Below are 18,767 nucleotides of genomic sequence, written 5' to 3' on the forward strand. Positions count from 1 at the left end.
TTATAAAGAAAGATCAAAGTTGTGTCCTTTGAACGGGTGTTCAGCAGGGTGTTCCTTAACCTGCTCTGAGGAAGCTTCCTGCTTGTCTTGCTGGCCTGCTTCCCCAGAAGAGGATTGACGGCCGTCCCGAACCACCGCTTGCGACGATTCGTCCACTTGAGCGCTGCGCTTACGTTCGCGGTCACTGCGCTTCATATTCTGGCCCTCTAAAGTATGCTGGTGATGCATTGGACTATGCTGAGCCTCCTGCTGAATCCGGCTTGCTTCACTGGTCCGTGGGACGGCAATTTGCAGTTCAACCGCTTTAAAATCCATGAAATCACCCCACTATTAAAATTGGAGGCCTAGACATAAGAGGACATCGAGATATCTCCCTCGCTGTAATAAAAAGTCATATGGGAGACTGGGTCCTTAATAAATTTCGTGTATCTGCCGATAACTATTTTGGAGCCACCATAAATCATCTTTAACACCTGTACCTTGGCCTTGCTCGTATCTTCAAGAGACTTTTCGATCTCCAGCATCCGCTCTTTAAGTTCAGCTTGCTCTCTCAGGTGCTGCTTCTTGGTCAGGCTCAGCTTAGCTCGCATCTGCATCTTCTCCGTTGTCAGTTTTCCAACCGAAGCCAGCTGATCCAGAATAGCAAGTGCTTTGTCTGTCTTATCGAGACTTCCCATATTCTCTTTGAATGCCAGTCTCAAGTCCGCAAGCTCATTGCGGAGCTCCGGAAGGACACCTACCTCGACCGTTGTCGTGGTGGACATCGGGTTGCCGATAATCCTTGCGGTTACTTTCTCTCCGGCCTGAATGTTGCCGCCGACAATAAGTCCTTTGGCTCCATTACAGAGAACGTCCCGTCCGGCACGGATATTAGAGTGCATAATACTCTGAGATACAATCACGTCCTCGGCTGCATGTACGTTCCCATCTTGAATGAAGGAGCTTTTGACATTGTGGCCTGCTTTGACAAGGCCTTTGTTGTAACCGATAATACCGCCCGTAATTTCGATGGAGCCTCCAGCTTCAAGCTCCGCACCTTCCACACCGCCGATAACCCTGATGTCTCCTGCGGCGCTAACGCGAAATCCGGTCAACACGTTCCCACGAACAATTACAGTACCGATAAAGCTTATATTCCCGGTAGTGTAATCCACATCCCCGTTCACTTCATAGATCGGGAATACATTGATCTTCCCTTTGTCCGTTTTGGTGACCAATCCGTCAATGGCGGCATACATCGCCGTCTGTTCCGGGTTCAGAACGACATTCTTGCCAACTTTAAATCTTGCTTCCTTACCGGGTTTACAAGGTATTTCTTCACCGGTTACCGCTCTGCCCGGCTTGCCTGGCACAGGAGGCGCCAGCTCCGCGATCAATTGGCCTTTCTGCAGGTTATTAAGCCGGATAACATCCTTATAATCCACGCTTCCATCCTCATTCTCATTGGGACGGTGCTGTTCTTGATCGATGGACAAGGCATAGCGGATGAAACCATCCTCGCCGCTGACCGGGGGTTGACCTATTGCTACCCGCAGAGGCGTGAAAGCATATCCTCCTGGATTGGCCGCAAACCGTACTAGAGCATCCTTTTGGATACCAAAATTCACACCATTCGCCAGCAAAAACTGTTCCAGTGATTCCGGGCTGCAGGCTAAGCCTTCTTCATCCTTAATCAGCTGCAGGAACGCCTCGCTTTTGTCATTAGAAAAACTCAAACCTACATACTGCTTCAAATCTATACCAACCTGCTCGCCCATCCCAAGTCCCCCATTCCTTCATATACAATACTCTAGTCATCTTGCATCAACAGATCCCGCTGTTTATCCAAGGTGCCACGAAGCCTAAGGATCGCTTTGGAATGTAACTGAGAAATCCGCGAAGGGGATAAAGACATAACCTCCGCAATTTCACTTAGTGATAAATCTTCATAATAAAGTAAAGAAACGACTGTACGTTCTTTTTCAGTCAATTTCTCGATTCCCTTAGTCAATGATTCTCTTAAATGGAACTCTCGAACCTTATAGTCCGGGTTCTTGGCTTTTTCATCAACGAGAACGGATAACCGGGTTTCCGAGTCTTCCTCCCGTATCGGGTCCTCCAACGAACAGAGGGTCATTACCGCAACTTCCTGAAGCATGTGCTGAAACTCTTGAACGGTAACATCTAAATATTGGCTCATTTCGGCATCGGATACCGAGCGCAGATACTGCTGTTCCAGCTGCTGATATCCTTCTTCAATCTTCTTTGCTTTCTCCCGGACAGATCGGGGAACCCAGTCCCCCTGTCTCAGCCCGTCCAATATGGCACCGCGGACCCTCCATGAGGCATAGGTCTCGAACTGCAGTCCGCGCTTGTAATCAAACTTCTCAACAGCATCGATAAGTCCCATTACACCGTTACTGGCCAAGTCGTCCTTGGAAATATTCTTTGGGAGTCCAACAGCCAGGCGGCCCGACACATAGTCAACAATAGGGAGGTGTTTCTCGATCAACATTTTCTTGGCCTCAATATCGCCGTGTTCTTTCCATCTCTCCCAGAGATCAGCGTTGTTCAGAGGCATGGATTTGCGCTCGTTCAATGGTCTCACCCTCCTTATTTTTCTGTCAGGTGACGAAGAGCCTTAGCCAGCTCTTCAGGATCTTGCTCCGATGTCTTGACGAGCTTCGGCGGGTTCAAAGGTGAGAATCCGCTGGGTTCGCTAGGAGCATCCGGCTTTTGCTTCAACAGATCATTCAACTCTTCACTTTCGTCCGGCGTAGTCATATCCAGAACGGTTCCGCGGTCCGTCTCCTCCTCTTGCTCAGCCTCCATCACAGGCAGCTCAGGCTCGGCGGGCGGAGAGGCTAGAAACCCAAGAAGCCACCGCAGGGCGAATGCCAATACAAACCATACAACAAAGGCAATGCAGCTGCGCACCACACTCGTAACTAATATATTATTTGAAAAAGATACTATAAAGGTAATTATAAATCCTATTGCTCCAAACAACCAGTTAAACCCTATTTTTCCAGCCATGGCTACAATTCCTTTTTACCCATTTGTACGCTTCGTATGAATAATATACCCGTTTCACAATCCATTTCTATCGTTCTACCATAATTCCCTCCGGTATCTTCCCCAATCAGAGGGATCCCAAGCTCATCCAGCTTCAATTTACACGATTCCACATTTCTTGGACCAATCCGCAGCGCATCCCCTTTACCAGCGAAGCTGAACATCTGGGAGCCCCCGGCCATCTTGGCCACAAGACGTTTAGGCGATGCTCCGAGTTCAATCAGCTTCTGATAGATTGCAGGAACTGCTGTATCTGCATATTTGGCGATGTTTAGCGCTCCCTCACGGGCAATATCCGATGAAGGAAGCATTACATGGGCCAAGCCTCCAATTTTCACCTGAGGATCATAAAGGGTGACTCCCACACAGGAACCAAGTCCAGTCGTGCGGATCAACCCTTCTTTTTCAATGACGTCAAATTCGGCCATACCCACTTTAACAACACGCTGTTGGTCAATCATGGTTCTTAGGCACTCCCAGCGCGGTGAAAATTTGATCAAAGGATTCAGGGTCAGGGATCAGGAAAAATTGACCCTCCACCTCTTGGTGCCCCTCGATAAAGGTCGTATCGATCAGCAGGGCATCATCCCCCATTTCCCCGAACTGCAGCAGTCCGTAGCTAAGAATAGCTCCAGCCATATCCATAGCCAGGGCGGGTACAGTAGGAGACATGGATAAGCGTGTGAAATCAGCAAGGGAAGAAAGGTAAGAGCCGGCAAGGATATTCCCGATCTCGGACAATGCCGACCACTCCATCTCTGTAAACTCCTCATCGTTCTCCACTTCGAGGGTAGACAAACGGTGAAGCAGCTTTTTGGCAGCCTCCGGGCTCAGGATAAAGAAGAGGTTCCCAGGGGCATCCCCCTCAACCCGGAAGAAAATCGCCAGGACGATCGTCTCTGCTCCCCCAACCTTCTCCGCAATGGCTTCAAATGGAAGCATTTGGACCTTTGGCACAGCCATGTCAATCGGCTTGTCCAGGAGGCATGACAATGCGGTAGCGGCGTTACCCGCTCCGATATTGCCGATTTCCTTGAGAATATCCATTTTAAATTCGGCAAAATCCTTGAACAAGTCCACAGTTTAGCCCTCAAGACTTTCCAATTGAATGATTTCGCTCCGGTTAAGCACTTCGGAAAGGTTCAGCATAATCAGCAGACGCTCCTCGGAAATGCGGGCCACCCCGTCCAGGTATTTGGCCTTAATGCCACCCACGACCTCTGGCGGGGAATCGATAATATCTGTGTTCAGGTCAATGACGTCATTTGCAGAATCCACGATGAAGCCAACCTCCAGCTCCTCCGCGTTCACAATGATAATCCGGCTCTGCTCGGTAAATTCAGCCTCCGGAAGTCCAAAGCGTCCGCGCAGGTCAATGACAGGAATGACCACCCCGCGAAGGTTGATTACCCCTTTTACAAACGCGAATGTCTTAGGAACCCGTGTAATTGGCATAATTCGTTCAATGGTCTGAACCTTGTCCACTTCAATCCCGTATTCCTCATGTCCCAGCTTAAATACAATTACTTTAATGTCTTGTCCCATGGTTGATTTCCTCCTTAGATGGTGTCCGGTATTCCTCTGCTTGACTGACCGTTACTTAATAAATGTATTCGGATCTATAATGAGTGCAACCTGTCCGTCACCCAGTATAGTTGCACCGGCAACACCAGGTATGGAAGGAAGATACTTGCCTAAGTTTTTGATGACGATTTCGTTCTGGCCAATAAATTCCTCTACCGTTAACGCCGCAAGACGCTCCCCTTTGCGGATAACAACAATCTCTGTCTCTTCCTCAGCATCCTCATCAAAATCAGCCACATCGAAAATGTTTGCCAGAGACAAAAGCGGAATGTGTGCATCCCGGTAAGGAACCATCATATAGCCATGAACAGAACGGATCTGCTCCCGCTTGATAAGACCCGTTTCCACAATGGAAGAGAGCGGAATTGCATACTTCTCACTGCCCAGCTTGATCAGCATGGCGGAGATAATCGACAATGTGAGCGGCAGCTGCACTGAAAATTTCGTGCCTTGGCCCCACTTGGAAGTAATGACAACTGTGCCGCCCAGCGATTCAATCTTCGTTTTGACAACGTCAAGACCTACACCACGGCCGGAAATATCGGAAATGACTTCCGCAGTACTAAAGCCGGGGGCGAACAGAAGTTGGGCCACTTCGTCATCGGTAAGCGAATCGGCCTCTTCCGCACGGATAACCCCATTCTTGATGGCTTTGGCCACGACCTTCTCCCGGTTAACCCCATATCCATCGTCCTCAATCTCGATGAACACATGGTTGCCGCTGTGGAAGGCCTTCAGCTGAACCGTTCCCGTATCAGACTTGCCTGCCGCCAGGCGGTCAGCTGTGGTCTCTACACCATGGTCGACGGCATTGCGGAGAAGGTGAACCAGCGGGTCCCCGATCTCATCAATGACAGTACGGTCAAGCTCGGTCTCGGCGCCAAGAATGACAAGATCGATCTTCTTGTTCAAGGACTTCGCAAGGTCTCTGACCATCCGCGGGAAGCGGTTGAACACCGTATCCACCGGCACCATACGAAGCTTTAAGACAATATTCTGCAGGTCGGTGCTGACCCGGCTCATGTGCTCAACCGTCTCAGTCAATTCCGTTCTCTTGATCTCACCGGCAAGCTGCTCCAGTCTGACCCGGTCAATCAGCAGCTCGCTGAATAGATTCATAAGAACGTCAAGCCGGTCAATATCGACGCGGATCGTTCTCGAAGGCGCTGCTGCCGCCTTGCGCGGAGACTTCTCAGCGGGGGCAGCCGGTTTGGAGGCCGCAGATGCTTCGGACGTGGAAGGCGCCGCAGTCTCTTGTTTTGCTGCTGACGGGGCTTCTGTTGCAGCTGCGGCCTCAGCGGCACCGCTTTGAGACATTTGACTCAGAGATTCCGAATCCAGCGCAACGACCTTCGCTCCGCCAATTTCGGACAAGTTCAGGATCATGGATTCCAGCTCAGCCGGCTCTTTCTGCGTTATGTAGTAGAGCGAGAAACTGTGATCAAACTTCTCTTGTTCAATATCTTGGACTGATGGGTGGGATTTGACCACTTCGCCAAACCGCTCCAACAGGTCAAACACCATGTAGGCTCTCACGGCCTTGAGCTGGCAATCTTCACGGATGGACACTTCAATATAGAGCACTTGGTGCCCTTCAGAAATGGATTGTTCGAGGACGGAATACTGAAATTCATCCAGTTGAATGGAATTATCAACGGCAGCCCCACTGCCTGCTTGCGCGGGCGCTGCAGACGATGAGGCGTTCGGGTTCTCCCCGCGGACGATGGCCTGCAATGCCGCCACAATTGAGCTCACATCCTCCTTGCCCTCTCCGCCCTGGGTAATATCCTGAACCATGGATTGGAGTGCATCCAGCCCTTTAAACAACGTATCAAAAATGAAATCCTGCATCTTAAGCTTGTCGTTACGAACCAGGTCAAGCACGTTCTCCATTTGGTGGGTCAAGGATGCAAGGTCCTCAAACCCCATCGTTGCAGCCATCCCTTTGAGTGTATGGGCCGATCTGAAGATAACCTGAACGATCGAAATATCTTCCGGGCTTTCCTCCAGCTCCAGCATTTTTTCATTTAGCGATTGCAGATGATCATTCGACTCATCAATAAACATGGATAAATATTGATTCATGTCCATCGTGAGACACCTCCTCAAGGATATCTTCCCGTTATTTCACTACCTGTACCAGTTTCGGTGCTATCTCATAAAGCGGTAAAACATAACTTACGCATTTCAACTCCACCGCAGATCGCGGCATTCCATAAACAACACATGTCTCCTCACTCTCTGCAAAGGTGGAGGTCACTCCAGCGTCATAAAGCTGCTTCATGACTCTAGCTCCGTCACTTCCCATCCCTGTCAGAAGGACGATATGCCTCTTGAGAGCTTCCAGGGGAAGAAGTGACTCGTACATAACATCGGCGGAAGGTCTATGACCATTACGCAATTCATCCTTGTTCAAGACAATCTTGTATCCATTCCCCTGACCCGCCTTGACGGTCATGTGATAACCGCCCGGTGCGATATAGGCCCAGCCCTTCTGAAGCTCCATCCCATCCTTGGCTTCCACTACCTGAAGCGGGCTTAAGCTGTTCAACCGCTGGGCTAGGGAGTGTGTGAAGTTCGGTGGCATATGCTGCACAATGATAATGGGTGCGGGAAAGTCTGCTGGAATCATCTCTAAAACGGTCTTTAACGCCTTAGGGCCGCCTGTGGAAGAACCGATGGCCACGATATCACTGTAGCTCGAAGTCCGCTTCTGCGTCTTAGATGGCCGGTTATCCAACTTGGCGGCGTCAGGCTGAAGATCAGATGATTTGCCGTTCTGCACAGCAGCGGGATCTTGAGCTGCCGTGCCGCTTCCCACAGAAGGCAGTCTGCTCTTTGGAAGTGCAGGTTCCTGCTTATCCTTATTTGATCTTGGCTTAGGACTAAGCGCTGATGGATTGGGTGCCGGTTTACCAGGCTCCGGCTTTGGAACCGCCGGGGGCTTCGCAGCCGATGCCTGGGAATCTGCCGGCTTGGATGTTCCAGCCACAGGCGGCCATGGTGGGTTCTCCTTAAGCTCCTTCAGGCTATCCGTCTTCAAGCCATCCGGCACGGGTTGAGAACCCGCCTCGGATGAGGATAATTCGATTCGCTGCCGGCTCTCCGGTGGTTGAACGGATGGCTTGACTGGGCTTGAAAGCTGCTTCAAGGCAGATGCCTCTGCCTCTTTTCTCGCCTGTCTTCGTTCCTCAGCCTGCATGGCCGTCCTGATCTGTTCTCTAAGCGCCTGCCCGACCTCGCCAACCCCTTGAGAGCTTGTTGTTATGGAAGGCTTGCGGATAAAATCAAACGCACCCAGTTCAAGCGCCATAATCGTCTCGCGCATGCCCTCTTCATTGATACCGGACAGCATGATCACGGGAATCGGCTTTGCCGACATAATCTGCCTGAGCGCTTCAAGCCCGTTCATCTCCGGCATTTCCACATCCATCGTTACAAGATCAGGCTCAAGTTCAGCAATCCGCTTTAAGGCCTCTTGTCCGTTTCGCGCAGTTCCCACCACTTTAAGATCGGGGTCCTGCTCAATTAAATCCGAGATAATCTTGCGCATAAATGCCGAATCGTCAACAACTAAAATGCGATAGGGCCTCATGTCGTCTCCTCCTGTTCCCATCTTGAAGAATCATTTTGTCCGCTTGAGCCATTTGTGTAAAAATCCTTTGATTCCCGTCAAGGCACCTGCATCTTGCGTTGTACCGCTAGCAATGTAACCTGCTGCAATCCGCTCAACATCGCGGGACGCATAACAGTTAGGATAAGCGATCGAAAACGGAACCTGTTTTTTCACCGCCTGAACAACATGGGCGTCGTCGCTCATAAACCCGAGCATCGGAATCTCGATATTCAGAAATTTACGCGCAACAAGGGATATTTTGTCTGCAACCTGTCTTGCTTCTTTCTCATTCTCAACCCGATTTATCATTAATTGGAACGGCACCGCAGCTTCCATTCCCCCTACCACCTTGATCAGCGCATAAGCATCTGTGATAGAAGTAGGTTCAGGTGTTGTCACCACCAGGCACTCATCAGCCGCAGTAATAAATTTCAGCGTCTCCTTCGACAGGCCTGCTCCGGTATCAAAAATGATATAGTCCATCTCGTCCGAAACCGATTCGATCTGGCTTGTAAAGTAGTTCAGATCCGATTCGGACAGGCTGAACAGCTCCGTCAGTCCAGAACCTCCCGCAATAAAGGGAAGCGAGTTCGTGCCATTCTCCATAATTTCCCGAATGCTTCTCTCACCCTTTAACAGATGATAGAGATTGTATCTGGGCCTTACCCCCATTAACACATCAATATTCGCCATTCCGATGTCTGCATCAAAGAGAAGTACTTTTTTGTTCAGAGCCTGCAGTGCAAGGGCAAAATTCAAAGTGAAATTGGATTTGCCAACGCCGCCCTTTCCGCTGCTGACGGTAATGATTCTTGCGCTTCTTGGGGTCCTCGGCGTGTCCTGCTGCTCCATTGACGATACTAATTGTCTGAGTGATTCGGCCTGATCGTTCATTCGGATCGCTCTCCCAGAAGCTCTTCAATCAACAATTCGGGCGTGGCCATTAACAAATCATCAGGTACGTTCTGACCATTAGTCAGGTAACTAAACTCCATCGGATATTCCCGAACCAGATTGAACATCGATCCGCAGCTCTCCGTTTCATCAAGTTTGGTGAAAATCACTTTATCCAGACCATACCGGCTGAAGTTCTCGGTGATTTTCATCATGTCCTGACTCTTCGAGGTAAGGCTCAGCACCAAATAAGTTTCACTTTGTTCATCCGTGGAGAGAAGGCTGTGGAGTTCTGCAACGAACAGTTCATTTAAGTAGTTGCGGCCTGCTGTGTCCATAATAACCAGATCACAGTGCTGGAAACGTTGAACGGCTCTGTGCACATCCCCAGGAGACTGAACCACCTCGATCGGAACATTGAGAATGGAAGCGTAGGTACGAAGCTGCTCAATGGCAGAAATCCGGTAAGTATCCGCCGTAATGAAGCCAACCTTTTTGGATTTACGGAAAATTTGATCCGCCGCCAGCTTGGCAATGGTCGTTGTCTTTCCTACACCAGTCGGACCTGCTATATACACAATTTTTGTGGAATCTGAGATACCTTCACTGACCCGTCCATTCAGGAAAGCTCTAACCTGTTCACGGATGAGCGCAAATGCGTCTTGGTCTTCCATCGGCCGATCCTCAGTCCAGTTCAAAAACGCGTTGGAAATCCATTCCTCCGCGAGTTCGGATGACACCCCTTGCTCCAGCAAACGGTGCTGAACTTTGAGCAGTGGCTCAGGCAGTTCGGGTTCACCGCTGCCCTGTGCTGTGAGCTTGGTCATCATGGCTTTCATCTGCCGGATTTCCTCCAAGAGCTTGTCCTCTTTGGCTGGTGATGACTGAAGATGAGATCCATCCCGTGCGGCAATCTGGACCATCGGTTTGGACTCCTCATGCCGCTCTGCCATCAAGGCTTCAGCCGCAATCTCCGAAGTCCCGCTTCTGAACTCCTCCGGCACCGCTTCCATCTGCGACGGAGCCTTTACACTTAAAGGCTGCGTGGACGGAACAGCAGGCGGCTGCTTTCTTCTGTCTTCAGTGAGAATCTGTGCCGACTTGCGGTAAGCGGCCGGAACAGAAGCTCTTGCAACGGGAGCGGCGGTAGGGTAAGCCGCTTGGCGCGGTTTGCTTTCAGCCGGCTGCTGTGCGGAATCCGTCGTCTCCGTAGCCGCGATGACTTCAATTTTTTTCTTCTGAAACAGACCCAGGAAGCCGCCCACCTTCATCTCCTTGGTGCTTAGAATCACCGCATCCTTCCCAAGCTCGGTTCTAATCTTCTGCATCGCGTCGGGCATAGTCTCAACGATATATCTCTTTACTCTCATAGGTTCACCACTCCGACACTTTGGATTTCAACATTCGGCTCCAGCTCACTGTAGGACAGAACCGGAATATCCTGCATCGTCCGCTCTATCACCTGACGCAGGTACATGCGGATGGTTGGAGAGGTCAGCACAATCGGCTGCTGTCCCGACTGGATAAGACGGTTGATTTGCTCTGTAAGCTTCTGGTATACGGTCTGTGTGGATACCGGATCAAGCGCGAGATAACTTCCCTGATCAGACTGCTGTACACTTTCGGCAATCTTCTTCTCAAGCGTTGGACCTACGGTAATTACCCTCATTGTCTCCCCCTGCTGGGTAAACTGCTGGGTGATCTGTCTGGACAGTGCCTGCCTTACATACTCGGTGAGCACATCCGGGTCCTTGGTGTAAGTGCCGTAGTCCCCAAGCGTTTCAAAAATTGTGACCATATCGCGGATCGATATTTTCTCCCGAAGCAGCTTGGCCAGCACTTTCTGAACATCACCCACTGAAAGAACAGATGGAATCAGATCATCCACGAGAATAGGATAGTTTTCTTTGAGATTGTCGATCAGCGTCTTCGTCTCTTGGCGTCCAAGCAGCTCGTGCGCATGCCGCTTGATCATCTCGGTCAGATGTGTGGCCACAACGGATGGAGGGTCCACCACAGTGTAACCGGACAATTCAGCACGTTCCTTCGTTGGTTCATCGATCCAAAGTGCCGGAAGTCCAAACGCCGGTTCCTGTGTCTCAATGCCCGTAATGGAATCGTCGTCATAACCCGGGCTCATCGCCAGGTAGTGATTAAGCAGCAGTTCACCACCGCCTACGGTATTGCCTTTGATCTTGATCACATACTCATTAGGCCTAAGCTGGATATTATCCCGGATGCGGATAACCGGAACGACAAGCCCCATCTCCAGAGCGCACTGCCGGCGGATCATAATAATCCGGTCAAGCAGATCACCGCCCTGCTGGGCATCTGCCAGAGGGATCAATCCATAACCAAATTCGAACTCGATCGGATCGACCTGAAGAAGATTGATCACGCTTTCCGGACTGCGTACTTCCTCGATCTGCTGTTCCTCCTCCTGCTGCTCCTGTGCCACCTGTTTTTGAGTCATATTCTTCTGCATACGCCAAGCCGCATAAGCCAGGAGTCCTGCCAGAGGTACAGTAGAAAGAACTCCGATCGGTGTAAAGAGACCTAATGCGGTGATTGTACCTGAAACGATGTAAATCAATTTTGGATAAATAAAGAGCTGTCCCGTAATGTCGTCAGCCAAATTGCCTTCCGAAGAAGCACGTGTCACGATAAGGCCCGCTGAAGTTGAAATCAGGAGCGCTGGAATTTGGCTCACGAGACCATCCCCGATGGTCAGCAGCGAATATGTGGATAGAGCATCCATAAACGGCTTCCCGTGCATGGCGACACCAATAATGAACCCCCCGATCAGGTTAATGACCAGGATGATGATGCCCGCGATGGCATCCCCTTTTACAAATTTACTGGCTCCATCCATAGCTCCATAGAAGTCCGCTTCGCGTTCAATTTTGCGGCGTCTCTCCCGGGCCTGCTGTTCATTGATCAATCCTGCATTGAGATCCGCATCGATACTCATCTGCTTCCCTGGCATCGCATCGAGTGTGAATCTTGCGCCTACTTCGGCAACCCGCTCAGACCCTTTCGTAATGACAATGAACTGGACGACAACCAGAATAAGAAAGACGATAAATCCAACAACCGGCTGCCCCTGGGATACCCAGCTTCCGAACGTTGCCACGACGTGCCCTGCTTCGCCTTGTCCCAGAATCAGCTTGGTCGTCGACACGTTGAGCGCCAGACGAAACAAGGTGGTGATCAGCAGCATCGATGGGAATATGGAGAACTGCAGAGCTTCCTTTGTATTCATAGCAACCAAGAGAATCATCATAGCTAGTGAAATATTGATCACGAGCAGCACATCGAGCAGCCATGTTGGGATCGGGAGGATCATCATCAGCACGATGCCGATAATTCCGAGCAGTATCGAAATATCTTTAATTTTCATGTAGTCCCGCCTCCGATCCCCATTTATTTGACTTTTCCTTTAAGCTTATATACATATGCCAGTACCTCAGCTACGGCCTGAAACAAATCCGCCGGGATGCTGTCCCCGATCTCAGATCTTTGAAACAGTGCTCGTGCGAGCGGCTTGTTTTCCATAATAGTAACCCCATTCTCCTTGGCAATCTCCCTGATTCGCAAGGCGACAAAATCCTGCCCTTTGGCGACTACCTGTGGAGCCTCCATCTGCGTGCCGTCATATTTGAGCGCAACCGCAAAATGGGTCGGGTTCGTAATGATCACGTCCGCTTTGGGAACTTCCTGCATCATCCGCTGCATGGCCATATGGCGCTGCCGTTCACGGATTTTTCCTTTGATTAGCGGATCGCCTTCCATTTTCTTATATTCATCCTTGATGTCCTGTTTTGACATCTTAAGACTTTTCTCATGCTCATATTTCTGATACACATAGTCCAGGACAGCGAGGATAAAAAGGCCAAATGCGGTTTTAATCCCCAGCTCAACAGTCAGCTTGACGGCAAAAGAAAACGTGTCCTCCACGGGCAGCTGCCCAAGCTTGGCGATATCCCCTCTGGCTCCCCAAATCGTCGTGTACACTAGGTAAGTGATAACAGTGAGCTTAAGAATAGATTTCAGAAACTCGACAAGCGATTTCATTGAAGCGATATTCTTGAATCCTTTTATCGGATCCAATTTACTGAACTTCATCTTAAGGCCTTCACCATTAAGCATAAAACCGATCTGGGCAAAATTCGCGACCAGTCCAACGATAATTACTACAACAAACACCGGCGCAAGCAGGAGCAAAATTTGAACCCCGTAATCCCCCAGCAGGGCCATCACATTCTCTTTTGTGACATCCATAGATAACCGGTTAATAAAAACGTCGGTATATAGAGCTAAGATCCTTGTTTTCATAAACTCGCCAAAGGCCATTAAACATAGAAAGGAAGTGAGCAGAATCAGCGCTCCCGAGATGTCCATGCTTTTGGCGACCTGCCCTTTCTTACGGGCATCCTGCCTTTTCTTCGGGGTGGCTTTCTCTGTCTTGTCGCCAGCGAACAGCTGCAGGTCAAGTGCATACCTTAACTGCAAGTGACTCCCTCCCCCTTGTTTAACCTGGTCTTTGACCGATGGCACCCATCAGATTCTCCAGTGATTTAAATAGTACTTGAAACAAATATTCAAATGCGTAGATCAAACTTGGCATCAGGAATACCATGAGCAGAAGCCCTACAATAATTTTGAGCGGCACCCCGATAACAAACACGTTAAACTGCGGCGCCGTTCTCGCCAGAAATCCAAGTGCCACATCGGTTAAGAATAAAGCTACTACTAAAGGAGCGGACATCTGAAAAGCAAGAACAAAAGATTCACTAAAAGTTCTGCTTAAAAATTCAGATATATTCCCGTTATAGATTTTGTTAAAAAATTGGTTGTCCAGTGGAATCCAACTGTAACTTCGCATAATTGCCTGGAGCAGATAGTGATGCCCGTTAATACTTAAGAATAATAGAGTTGCGATCATATATTTAAGATTACTGATGATTGGCGAGGAAGCCCCTGTCATAGGGTCAATGACACTCGCTATGCTGTACCCGATCTGAATATCAATAAAGGCTCCGGCCATTTGGATCACCGTGAACATCAGAAACGCCGTATAGCCCATCAGTAAACCTATCATTATTTCCCGGACAATTAAAAGGATATAGCTTAAGTCTGTCGGCACAGTCTGTGTAATTCCGCTTACGAGATACACTAATAATGCAATCATTGCAGAGAGCCCAATCTTGAAGGTTCCCGGCACCGACCGGGAGGCAAATATCGGCGCTACCACAAAAAACGATGCGATTCGACAAAAGATAAGCATAAAAACAGAAAAACCCTGCAGCAGCATATCCGTGTTCATACCGGTCAACCAATATAACTGGACAGATTACTTAGAATTCCAGAAGTGAAATCTACCAGGGTTGTTAGAATCCAGGGCCCAAACAACAAGAGTGCCAGCAGGACCGCTACGATCTTAGGAACAAACGCAAGCGTTTGTTCTTGAATTTGGGTCGTAGCTTGGAAAATACTGATGATCAGACCGACAACCAATCCTAAAATCAGCATCGGTGCGCTAACCTTAAGGACTGTGTATACGGCTTGTCCGGCCAGCCCGATAATAAACTCCGAACTCATAACCGTCCTCCTTGTTCTCTTAGTATGCGTTAATCTGCCAATTCGACTGATAGAGTTCTCATGTTCCAAAGCTCATTAATAGAGATTTGACGACCAAATACCATCCGTCCACGAGTACAAACAGCAGAATCTTAAACGGCAGTGAGATCATTACCGGAGGGAGCATCATCATACCCATTGCCATAAGTGTACTGGCAACTACCATATCTATGATTAAGAATGGTATAAAAATCATAAACCCCATCTGAAAAGCTGTTTTCAGTTCACTGATCGCATAAGCCGGAACAAGAACTGTGATAGGAATGTCTTCATAGGATTTCGGTTTTTCCGTTTTGGTGTAACTCATGAACAGCTGAAGATCCTTATTCCTTGTGTGGGAGTACATGAATTTCTTCATAGGCACCGCCGCTTTCTCGAGAGCCACCGTCTGTGAAATCTCACCCTTCAGATAAGGTTGAAGGGCCACATCATTGATTTGCGACAATGTTGGGCTCATTACAAACAAAGTCAGGAATAAGGCCAGTCCGATAAGCACCTGGTTTGGAGGCATCTGCTGCGTCCCCAGCGAGCTTCTTACAAATCCGAGCACAATCACAATCCGGGTGAAGCTTGTCATCAATACCAGTATGGCCGGAGCCACACTGAGTATCGTAATGATCAACAGGATGGATAGGGAGCTCGTGCTTGGCTTCGTGCCGTCGGAATCCCCAATCTGTACATTAATATTAGGAATTGGATCAGCCGCCGACGCTACCGTGGCGAAAAAAACACTTAGAACCATCATAAGCAAAGCTATAATAATGACCTTTTTCTTCATGTAACCCTCTACCGATCTTTAGTTTGGTCGTCCTGCAGCAGATCTTCCATTTGCTGCTTCCGGTTGGGCAGTTTGCGAAGCTTGGATTCGAATACCTCGTGAAAAGGCGTCTCCTCCAAATCTTCCCCTTCAAGTGGAGGCTCTTTACGGAACCGCGATACTAAGCCGGAAAGGGCGGATGAGAGGCTGCCGAACTCCTGCGTCTCTTCTTCGAAGGAGCTTAAGAGAACAGCAACCTCATCGGGATCGGAAATTTTATCCAGCAATGAAATATCCTCACCAACACCCACAAGATAAACAGTACTTCCGATCTCGATAACCTGAAGAGATTTGTTCGGGCCAAGACCTACAGCACCAATCGTACGGATTGAGCGGGTCTTGGAAAAGAAGCGGTTGCGTCTTCCCAAAAAACGAATCAATAATACAATCAGAACGATAATAATGGCGAGCACAACAATGACCGTGATTAAGCTCGAGTAGAAATTGCCGCTGTCAAAACCCGTCTGATTCGGAGTAGCCAGGTTCATAGGCCGTTCCTACACGCCCAGTGTTTTGTTGATTGCTTCCACCACACGGTCGGATTGGAAAGGCTTAACGATAAAGTCTTTGGCGCCGGCCTGAATGGCGTCAATAACCATAGCCTGCTGTCCCATCGCGGAGCACATAATCACTTTTGCGCCTGCATCCATCTTTTTGATTTCCTTAAGAGCGGCAATCCCGTCCATTTCAGGCATCGTGATATCCATAGTAATCAGGTCTGGACGAAGCTCTTTGTACTTCTCAATGGCTTGAGCGCCATCTTGAGCTTCACCTACTACCTCAAAACCATTTTTAGTCAGGATGTCCCTGATCATCATACGCATAAATGCAGCATCGTCCACGATAAGAATTCGATTTGCCATTGATTTAAATCCTCCCTAACCTTCTCTATTGTAATTTTTGAATGCGGTCCCACTGGCTTACGATATCTGTGACGCGTACGCCGAAATTCTCATCAATAACGACTACTTCACCTTTAGCGATTAGTTTGTTGTTCACCAAGATGTCGACAGGTTCACCAGCCAGCTTGTCTAATTCGATAATGGATCCTTGTGAAAGTTCTAAGATATCCTTTATTTGTTTTTGGGTCCTTCCTAATTCTACGGTGACTTTAAGGGGAATGTCCATCAGTAAGTTCAAATTATTTTCGTCTACATGTCCCATGGAAGGCGCTTGCAGATTCGAGAATTGAACAGGCTGCACATTGTAATTCCGGTTCGGTACACCGCCATAATGTTGAGGCTCCGCATAAGGACGGTCCTGCGGATACTGCGGCCCCGGGTAATAATCCTGCTGCGGCTGCATCGGCGGCTGATAAGGCGGCTGTACCGGCTGCTGCTGCATTGGCGGCTGGCCTGTAGGTGCAGGCTGCTGATATGCGGCTGGCGGCGCTTGATTCACGGGTGCGGATGGAGCCTCGGCCGCAGGTGCGCTTTCTTTCTTAGCCGGAGCTGACTCGGATGATCCACCGCCAATCAGGCTGTTAACCATATCCTTGGCGAACTGTACCGGAAGAAGCTGCATGATCGTCGAATCAATCAAATCTCCGATGGTGAGCCGGAAAGATATTTTTATCAGCGTCTCATCGGGCGGAAGGCTGTTAACTCCATCTCCACTTTCTATGTCCAATATATCAATACCCGGCGGCGAAATATTAACAAACCGGTTGAATATCGTTGACATGGAAGTCGCTGAAGAGCCCATCATTTGATTCATCGCTTCTTGCACGGCACTCACATGAATTTCATTAAGCTCTTCATCTGCCGGATTCCCGCTGCCTCCAAGCATAAGATCGGCTATAACCTGGGCATCTCTGGTCTTGATGACCAAAGAGTTAATCCCCTCGAATCCGTCCACATAATTAACATGGACAGCCACATGCGGCTTAGGGAACTCGGCCTCAAAGCGCTCTCTGGTAATAATAGAAACTTTAGGCGTTGTAATATCCACTTTCATGCTTAGCAGTGTGGATAATGCGGTAGCCGCACTGCCAAACGTGATGTTCCCGATCTCGCCTAATGCGTCTTGTTCAAGTGCTGACAAATAATCGTCCACCGACTTCTCATCAGAACCACCCTGCCCAGCCTGCTTCAGCAGAGCATCGATCTCTTCCTGGGACAAATAGTCTTTACTCGTCAAAACCTTCAACTCCTTCATTGACAATCTCATCAATTTGAACGGCGACACGGTCCTTCAGTGTGCCAGGACTGCCGATATACTTCAATCTCTCACCAACACGGATGGAAAGCCCCTCCTGCACCGGTTTGTTCAGTGTGATTACATCACCCACCGTAAGTCCCAGGAACTCACGTATGGACAGCTGAGACTCCCCTAGTTCGGCAATAATCGGTAATTCAGCTTTGCTAACCCGATGTTTCAACGCATCTACTTCTTCCGGAGCCCGGGATTTCTTCTGTGATACAAACCAATGGTGTACAGAAAGCTTCGGCATGATAGGCTCAATAACAACATGAGGTATACAAAGATTAATCATTCCCGAGGTATCCCCGATTTTGGTGCTCAGCGAGATCAGCGCAATGGTCTCATTGGGTGACACAATTTGCATAAATTGCGGGTTGGTCTCAAGTGCTTCCATTCGCGGTGAAATATCAATGACCGTCTTCCAGGCTTCCTGCAGACTTTCAAAGGCTCTGCTGAAAATCCGTTCCATAATGATCGTTTCTATTTCTGTCAGATTGCCAATTTTGGAAGGAGCCGTTCCAATTCCTCCGAGCAGCCTATCCAGCATGGCAAATGCCACGTTGGGATGAACCTCCAGCACCATTCTGCCCTCGAGCGGCTCCGCTTCAAAAATGTTCAAAATCGTCATTTTTGGAATCGAGCGGATGAACTCGTCGTACGGCAGCTGTTCGACCTGAACAACATTGATCTGCACAAAGGTTCTTAGCTGGGCGGAGAAATAGGTGGTAAGGTACCTTGCAAAATTCTCATGTATTCTGGTTAAGCTGCGAATATGATCTTTGGAGAACCTGACGGCTCTTTTGAAATCATAAGCCCTGATCTTCTTCTGCGTATCTTCTTTTTTAAGTTCTTCTGCATCCATCTCGCCGGAAGAGAGTGCTGCAAGCAAGGCGTCAATCTCATTCTGGGACAGTACATCTACCAACTATCTCACCCCCTTTAAGGATCTATTCTATCGAT

20 protein-coding genes are annotated in these 18,767 nt (G+C 49.1%); all 20 read right to left on the minus strand.

The genetic code is table 11. The annotated features are described in order from the left end of the window. The 20 genes from BN6628_RS16450 to fliM are packed head-to-tail and all read right to left on the minus strand — an operon-like array spanning position 1 to position 18,732. A complete protein-coding gene (locus BN6628_RS16450; RefSeq protein WP_068619293.1) occupies positions 1-315 on the minus strand; it encodes a hypothetical protein in 315 nt (104 codons plus the stop codon). Between the two features lie 29 nt (positions 316-344). Then, the gene (locus BN6628_RS16455) at positions 345-1,757 is read right to left on the minus strand and encodes a FapA family protein (protein WP_068619295.1); all 1,413 of its coding nucleotides are present in this window, start codon (positions 1,755-1,757) and stop codon (positions 345-347) included. Between the two features lie 32 nt (positions 1,758-1,789). Next, positions 1,790-2,578 carry a FliA/WhiG family RNA polymerase sigma factor gene (locus BN6628_RS16460; protein WP_068619297.1) on the minus strand — a complete coding sequence of 263 codons (789 nt, stop codon included), beginning with the start codon at positions 2,576-2,578 and terminating at the stop codon, positions 1,790-1,792. Between the two features lie 14 nt (positions 2,579-2,592). Continuing rightward, complete coding sequence (locus BN6628_RS16465) at positions 2,593-3,015, minus strand: hypothetical protein (protein WP_068619299.1); 423 nt, start codon at positions 3,013-3,015, stop codon at positions 2,593-2,595. Positions 3,016-3,017: 2 nt separating this feature from the next. Continuing rightward, positions 3,018-3,515 (minus strand): chemotaxis protein CheD, encoded by a 498-nt coding sequence (locus BN6628_RS16470; RefSeq protein ID WP_068619301.1) that lies wholly within the window; start codon positions 3,513-3,515, stop codon positions 3,018-3,020. After that, positions 3,508-4,101, minus strand: coding sequence for a chemotaxis protein CheC (locus tag BN6628_RS16475; protein ID WP_374706275.1), 594 nt, complete (start codon positions 4,099-4,101; stop codon positions 3,508-3,510). Before BN6628_RS16475 ends, BN6628_RS16470 begins: the two co-directional genes overlap by 8 nt. Positions 4,102-4,137: 36 nt before the next feature. Further along, complete coding sequence (locus BN6628_RS16480; protein ID WP_068619305.1) at positions 4,138-4,599, minus strand: chemotaxis protein CheW; 462 nt, start codon at positions 4,597-4,599, stop codon at positions 4,138-4,140. A 51-nt stretch (positions 4,600-4,650) separates the two neighbouring features. After that, positions 4,651-6,729: a chemotaxis protein CheA gene (locus tag BN6628_RS16485; protein WP_068619307.1), complete on the minus strand. Its 2,079-nt coding sequence runs from the start codon at positions 6,727-6,729 to the stop codon at positions 4,651-4,653. A gap of 31 nt (positions 6,730-6,760) precedes the next feature. Then, positions 6,761-8,233 (minus strand): protein-glutamate methylesterase/protein-glutamine glutaminase, encoded by a 1,473-nt coding sequence (locus BN6628_RS16490; RefSeq protein ID WP_068619309.1) that lies wholly within the window; start codon positions 8,231-8,233, stop codon positions 6,761-6,763. Between the two features lie 30 nt (positions 8,234-8,263). Beyond that, a complete protein-coding gene (locus BN6628_RS16495; RefSeq protein ID WP_068619311.1) occupies positions 8,264-9,148 on the minus strand; it encodes a MinD/ParA family protein in 885 nt (294 codons plus the stop codon). After that, positions 9,145-10,518 carry a flagellar biosynthesis GTPase FlhF gene (gene flhF, locus BN6628_RS16500; protein ID WP_068619313.1) on the minus strand — a complete coding sequence of 458 codons (1,374 nt, stop codon included), beginning with the start codon at positions 10,516-10,518 and terminating at the stop codon, positions 9,145-9,147. The genes BN6628_RS16495 and flhF overlap by 4 nt, the downstream gene beginning before the upstream one ends. Beyond that, on the minus strand, positions 10,515-12,548 hold the full coding sequence (gene flhA / locus BN6628_RS16505) for a flagellar biosynthesis protein FlhA (RefSeq protein ID WP_068619315.1): 2,034 nt from the start codon (positions 12,546-12,548) through the stop codon (positions 10,515-10,517). Before flhA ends, flhF begins: the two co-directional genes overlap by 4 nt. A 23-nt stretch (positions 12,549-12,571) precedes the next feature. Continuing rightward, positions 12,572-13,660 (minus strand): flagellar biosynthesis protein FlhB, encoded by a 1,089-nt coding sequence (flhB, locus tag BN6628_RS16510; RefSeq protein WP_068619316.1) that lies wholly within the window; start codon positions 13,658-13,660, stop codon positions 12,572-12,574. 19 nt (positions 13,661-13,679) lie between these two features. Continuing rightward, positions 13,680-14,462: a flagellar biosynthetic protein FliR gene (gene fliR, locus BN6628_RS16515; RefSeq protein ID WP_068622377.1), complete on the minus strand. Its 783-nt coding sequence runs from the start codon at positions 14,460-14,462 to the stop codon at positions 13,680-13,682. Between the two features lie 17 nt (positions 14,463-14,479). After that, a complete protein-coding gene (gene fliQ, locus BN6628_RS16520; protein WP_068619318.1) occupies positions 14,480-14,749 on the minus strand; it encodes a flagellar biosynthesis protein FliQ in 270 nt (89 codons plus the stop codon). Between the two features lie 58 nt (positions 14,750-14,807). Next, a complete protein-coding gene (gene fliP, locus BN6628_RS16525; protein WP_392397667.1) occupies positions 14,808-15,533 on the minus strand; it encodes a flagellar type III secretion system pore protein FliP in 726 nt (241 codons plus the stop codon). 41 nt (positions 15,534-15,574) lie between these two features. Continuing rightward, positions 15,575-16,093 (minus strand): flagellar biosynthetic protein FliO, encoded by a 519-nt coding sequence (locus tag BN6628_RS16530; RefSeq protein ID WP_068619322.1) that lies wholly within the window; start codon positions 16,091-16,093, stop codon positions 15,575-15,577. A gap of 9 nt (positions 16,094-16,102) precedes the next feature. Further along, positions 16,103-16,468 (minus strand): response regulator, encoded by a 366-nt coding sequence (locus BN6628_RS16535; protein ID WP_068619324.1) that lies wholly within the window; start codon positions 16,466-16,468, stop codon positions 16,103-16,105. 25 nt (positions 16,469-16,493) lie between these two features. Then, complete coding sequence (gene fliY, locus BN6628_RS16540; RefSeq protein WP_068619326.1) at positions 16,494-17,744, minus strand: flagellar motor switch phosphatase FliY; 1,251 nt, start codon at positions 17,742-17,744, stop codon at positions 16,494-16,496. Continuing rightward, a complete protein-coding gene (gene fliM, locus BN6628_RS16545; RefSeq protein WP_068619329.1) occupies positions 17,734-18,732 on the minus strand; it encodes a flagellar motor switch protein FliM in 999 nt (332 codons plus the stop codon). Before fliM ends, fliY begins: the two co-directional genes overlap by 11 nt. Between the last annotated feature and the right edge of the window lie 35 nt (positions 18,733-18,767).

The sequence above is a fragment of the Paenibacillus tuaregi genome, assembly GCF_900086655.1.
GTDB lineage: Bacteria > Bacillota > Bacilli > Paenibacillales > Paenibacillaceae > Fontibacillus > Fontibacillus tuaregi.

What these genes read in the sequence shown, in the direction of transcription:
- fliR (WP_068622377.1), bottom strand. Translation starts at nt 14,462, where the DNA reads ATGCTGCTGCAGGGTTTTTCTGTTTTTATGCTTATCTTTTGTCGAATC.
- BN6628_RS16530 (WP_068619322.1), bottom strand. Translation starts at nt 16,093, where the DNA reads ATGAACCTGGCTACTCCGAATCAGACGGGTTTTGACAGCGGCAATTTC.
- BN6628_RS16465 (WP_068619299.1), bottom strand. Translation starts at nt 3,015, where the DNA reads ATGGCTGGAAAAATAGGGTTTAACTGGTTGTTTGGAGCAATAGGATTT.
- flhA (WP_068619315.1), bottom strand. Translation starts at nt 12,548, where the DNA reads ATGAAAATTAAAGATATTTCGATACTGCTCGGAATTATCGGCATCGTG.
- fliQ (WP_068619318.1), bottom strand. Translation starts at nt 14,749, where the DNA reads ATGAGTTCGGAGTTTATTATCGGGCTGGCCGGACAAGCCGTATACACA.
- BN6628_RS16495 (WP_068619311.1), bottom strand. Translation starts at nt 9,148, where the DNA reads ATGAACGATCAGGCCGAATCACTCAGACAATTAGTATCGTCAATGGAG.
- BN6628_RS16455 (WP_068619295.1), bottom strand. Translation starts at nt 1,757, where the DNA reads ATGGGCGAGCAGGTTGGTATAGATTTGAAGCAGTATGTAGGTTTGAGT.
- fliP (WP_392397667.1), bottom strand. Translation starts at nt 15,533, where the DNA reads ATGATGGTTCTAAGTGTTTTTTTCGCCACGGTAGCGTCGGCGGCTGAT.
- BN6628_RS16490 (WP_068619309.1), bottom strand. Translation starts at nt 8,233, where the DNA reads ATGAGGCCCTATCGCATTTTAGTTGTTGACGATTCGGCATTTATGCGC.
- BN6628_RS16485 (WP_068619307.1), bottom strand. Translation starts at nt 6,729, where the DNA reads ATGGACATGAATCAATATTTATCCATGTTTATTGATGAGTCGAATGAT.
- BN6628_RS16475 (WP_374706275.1), bottom strand. Translation starts at nt 4,101, where the DNA reads ATGGATATTCTCAAGGAAATCGGCAATATCGGAGCGGGTAACGCCGCT.
- BN6628_RS16480 (WP_068619305.1), bottom strand. Translation starts at nt 4,599, where the DNA reads ATGGGACAAGACATTAAAGTAATTGTATTTAAGCTGGGACATGAGGAA.
- BN6628_RS16535 (WP_068619324.1), bottom strand. Translation starts at nt 16,468, where the DNA reads ATGGCAAATCGAATTCTTATCGTGGACGATGCTGCATTTATGCGTATG.
- BN6628_RS16470 (WP_068619301.1), bottom strand. Translation starts at nt 3,515, where the DNA reads ATGATTGACCAACAGCGTGTTGTTAAAGTGGGTATGGCCGAATTTGAC.
- flhF (WP_068619313.1), bottom strand. Translation starts at nt 10,518, where the DNA reads ATGAGAGTAAAGAGATATATCGTTGAGACTATGCCCGACGCGATGCAG.
- BN6628_RS16450 (WP_068619293.1), bottom strand. Translation starts at nt 315, where the DNA reads ATGGATTTTAAAGCGGTTGAACTGCAAATTGCCGTCCCACGGACCAGT.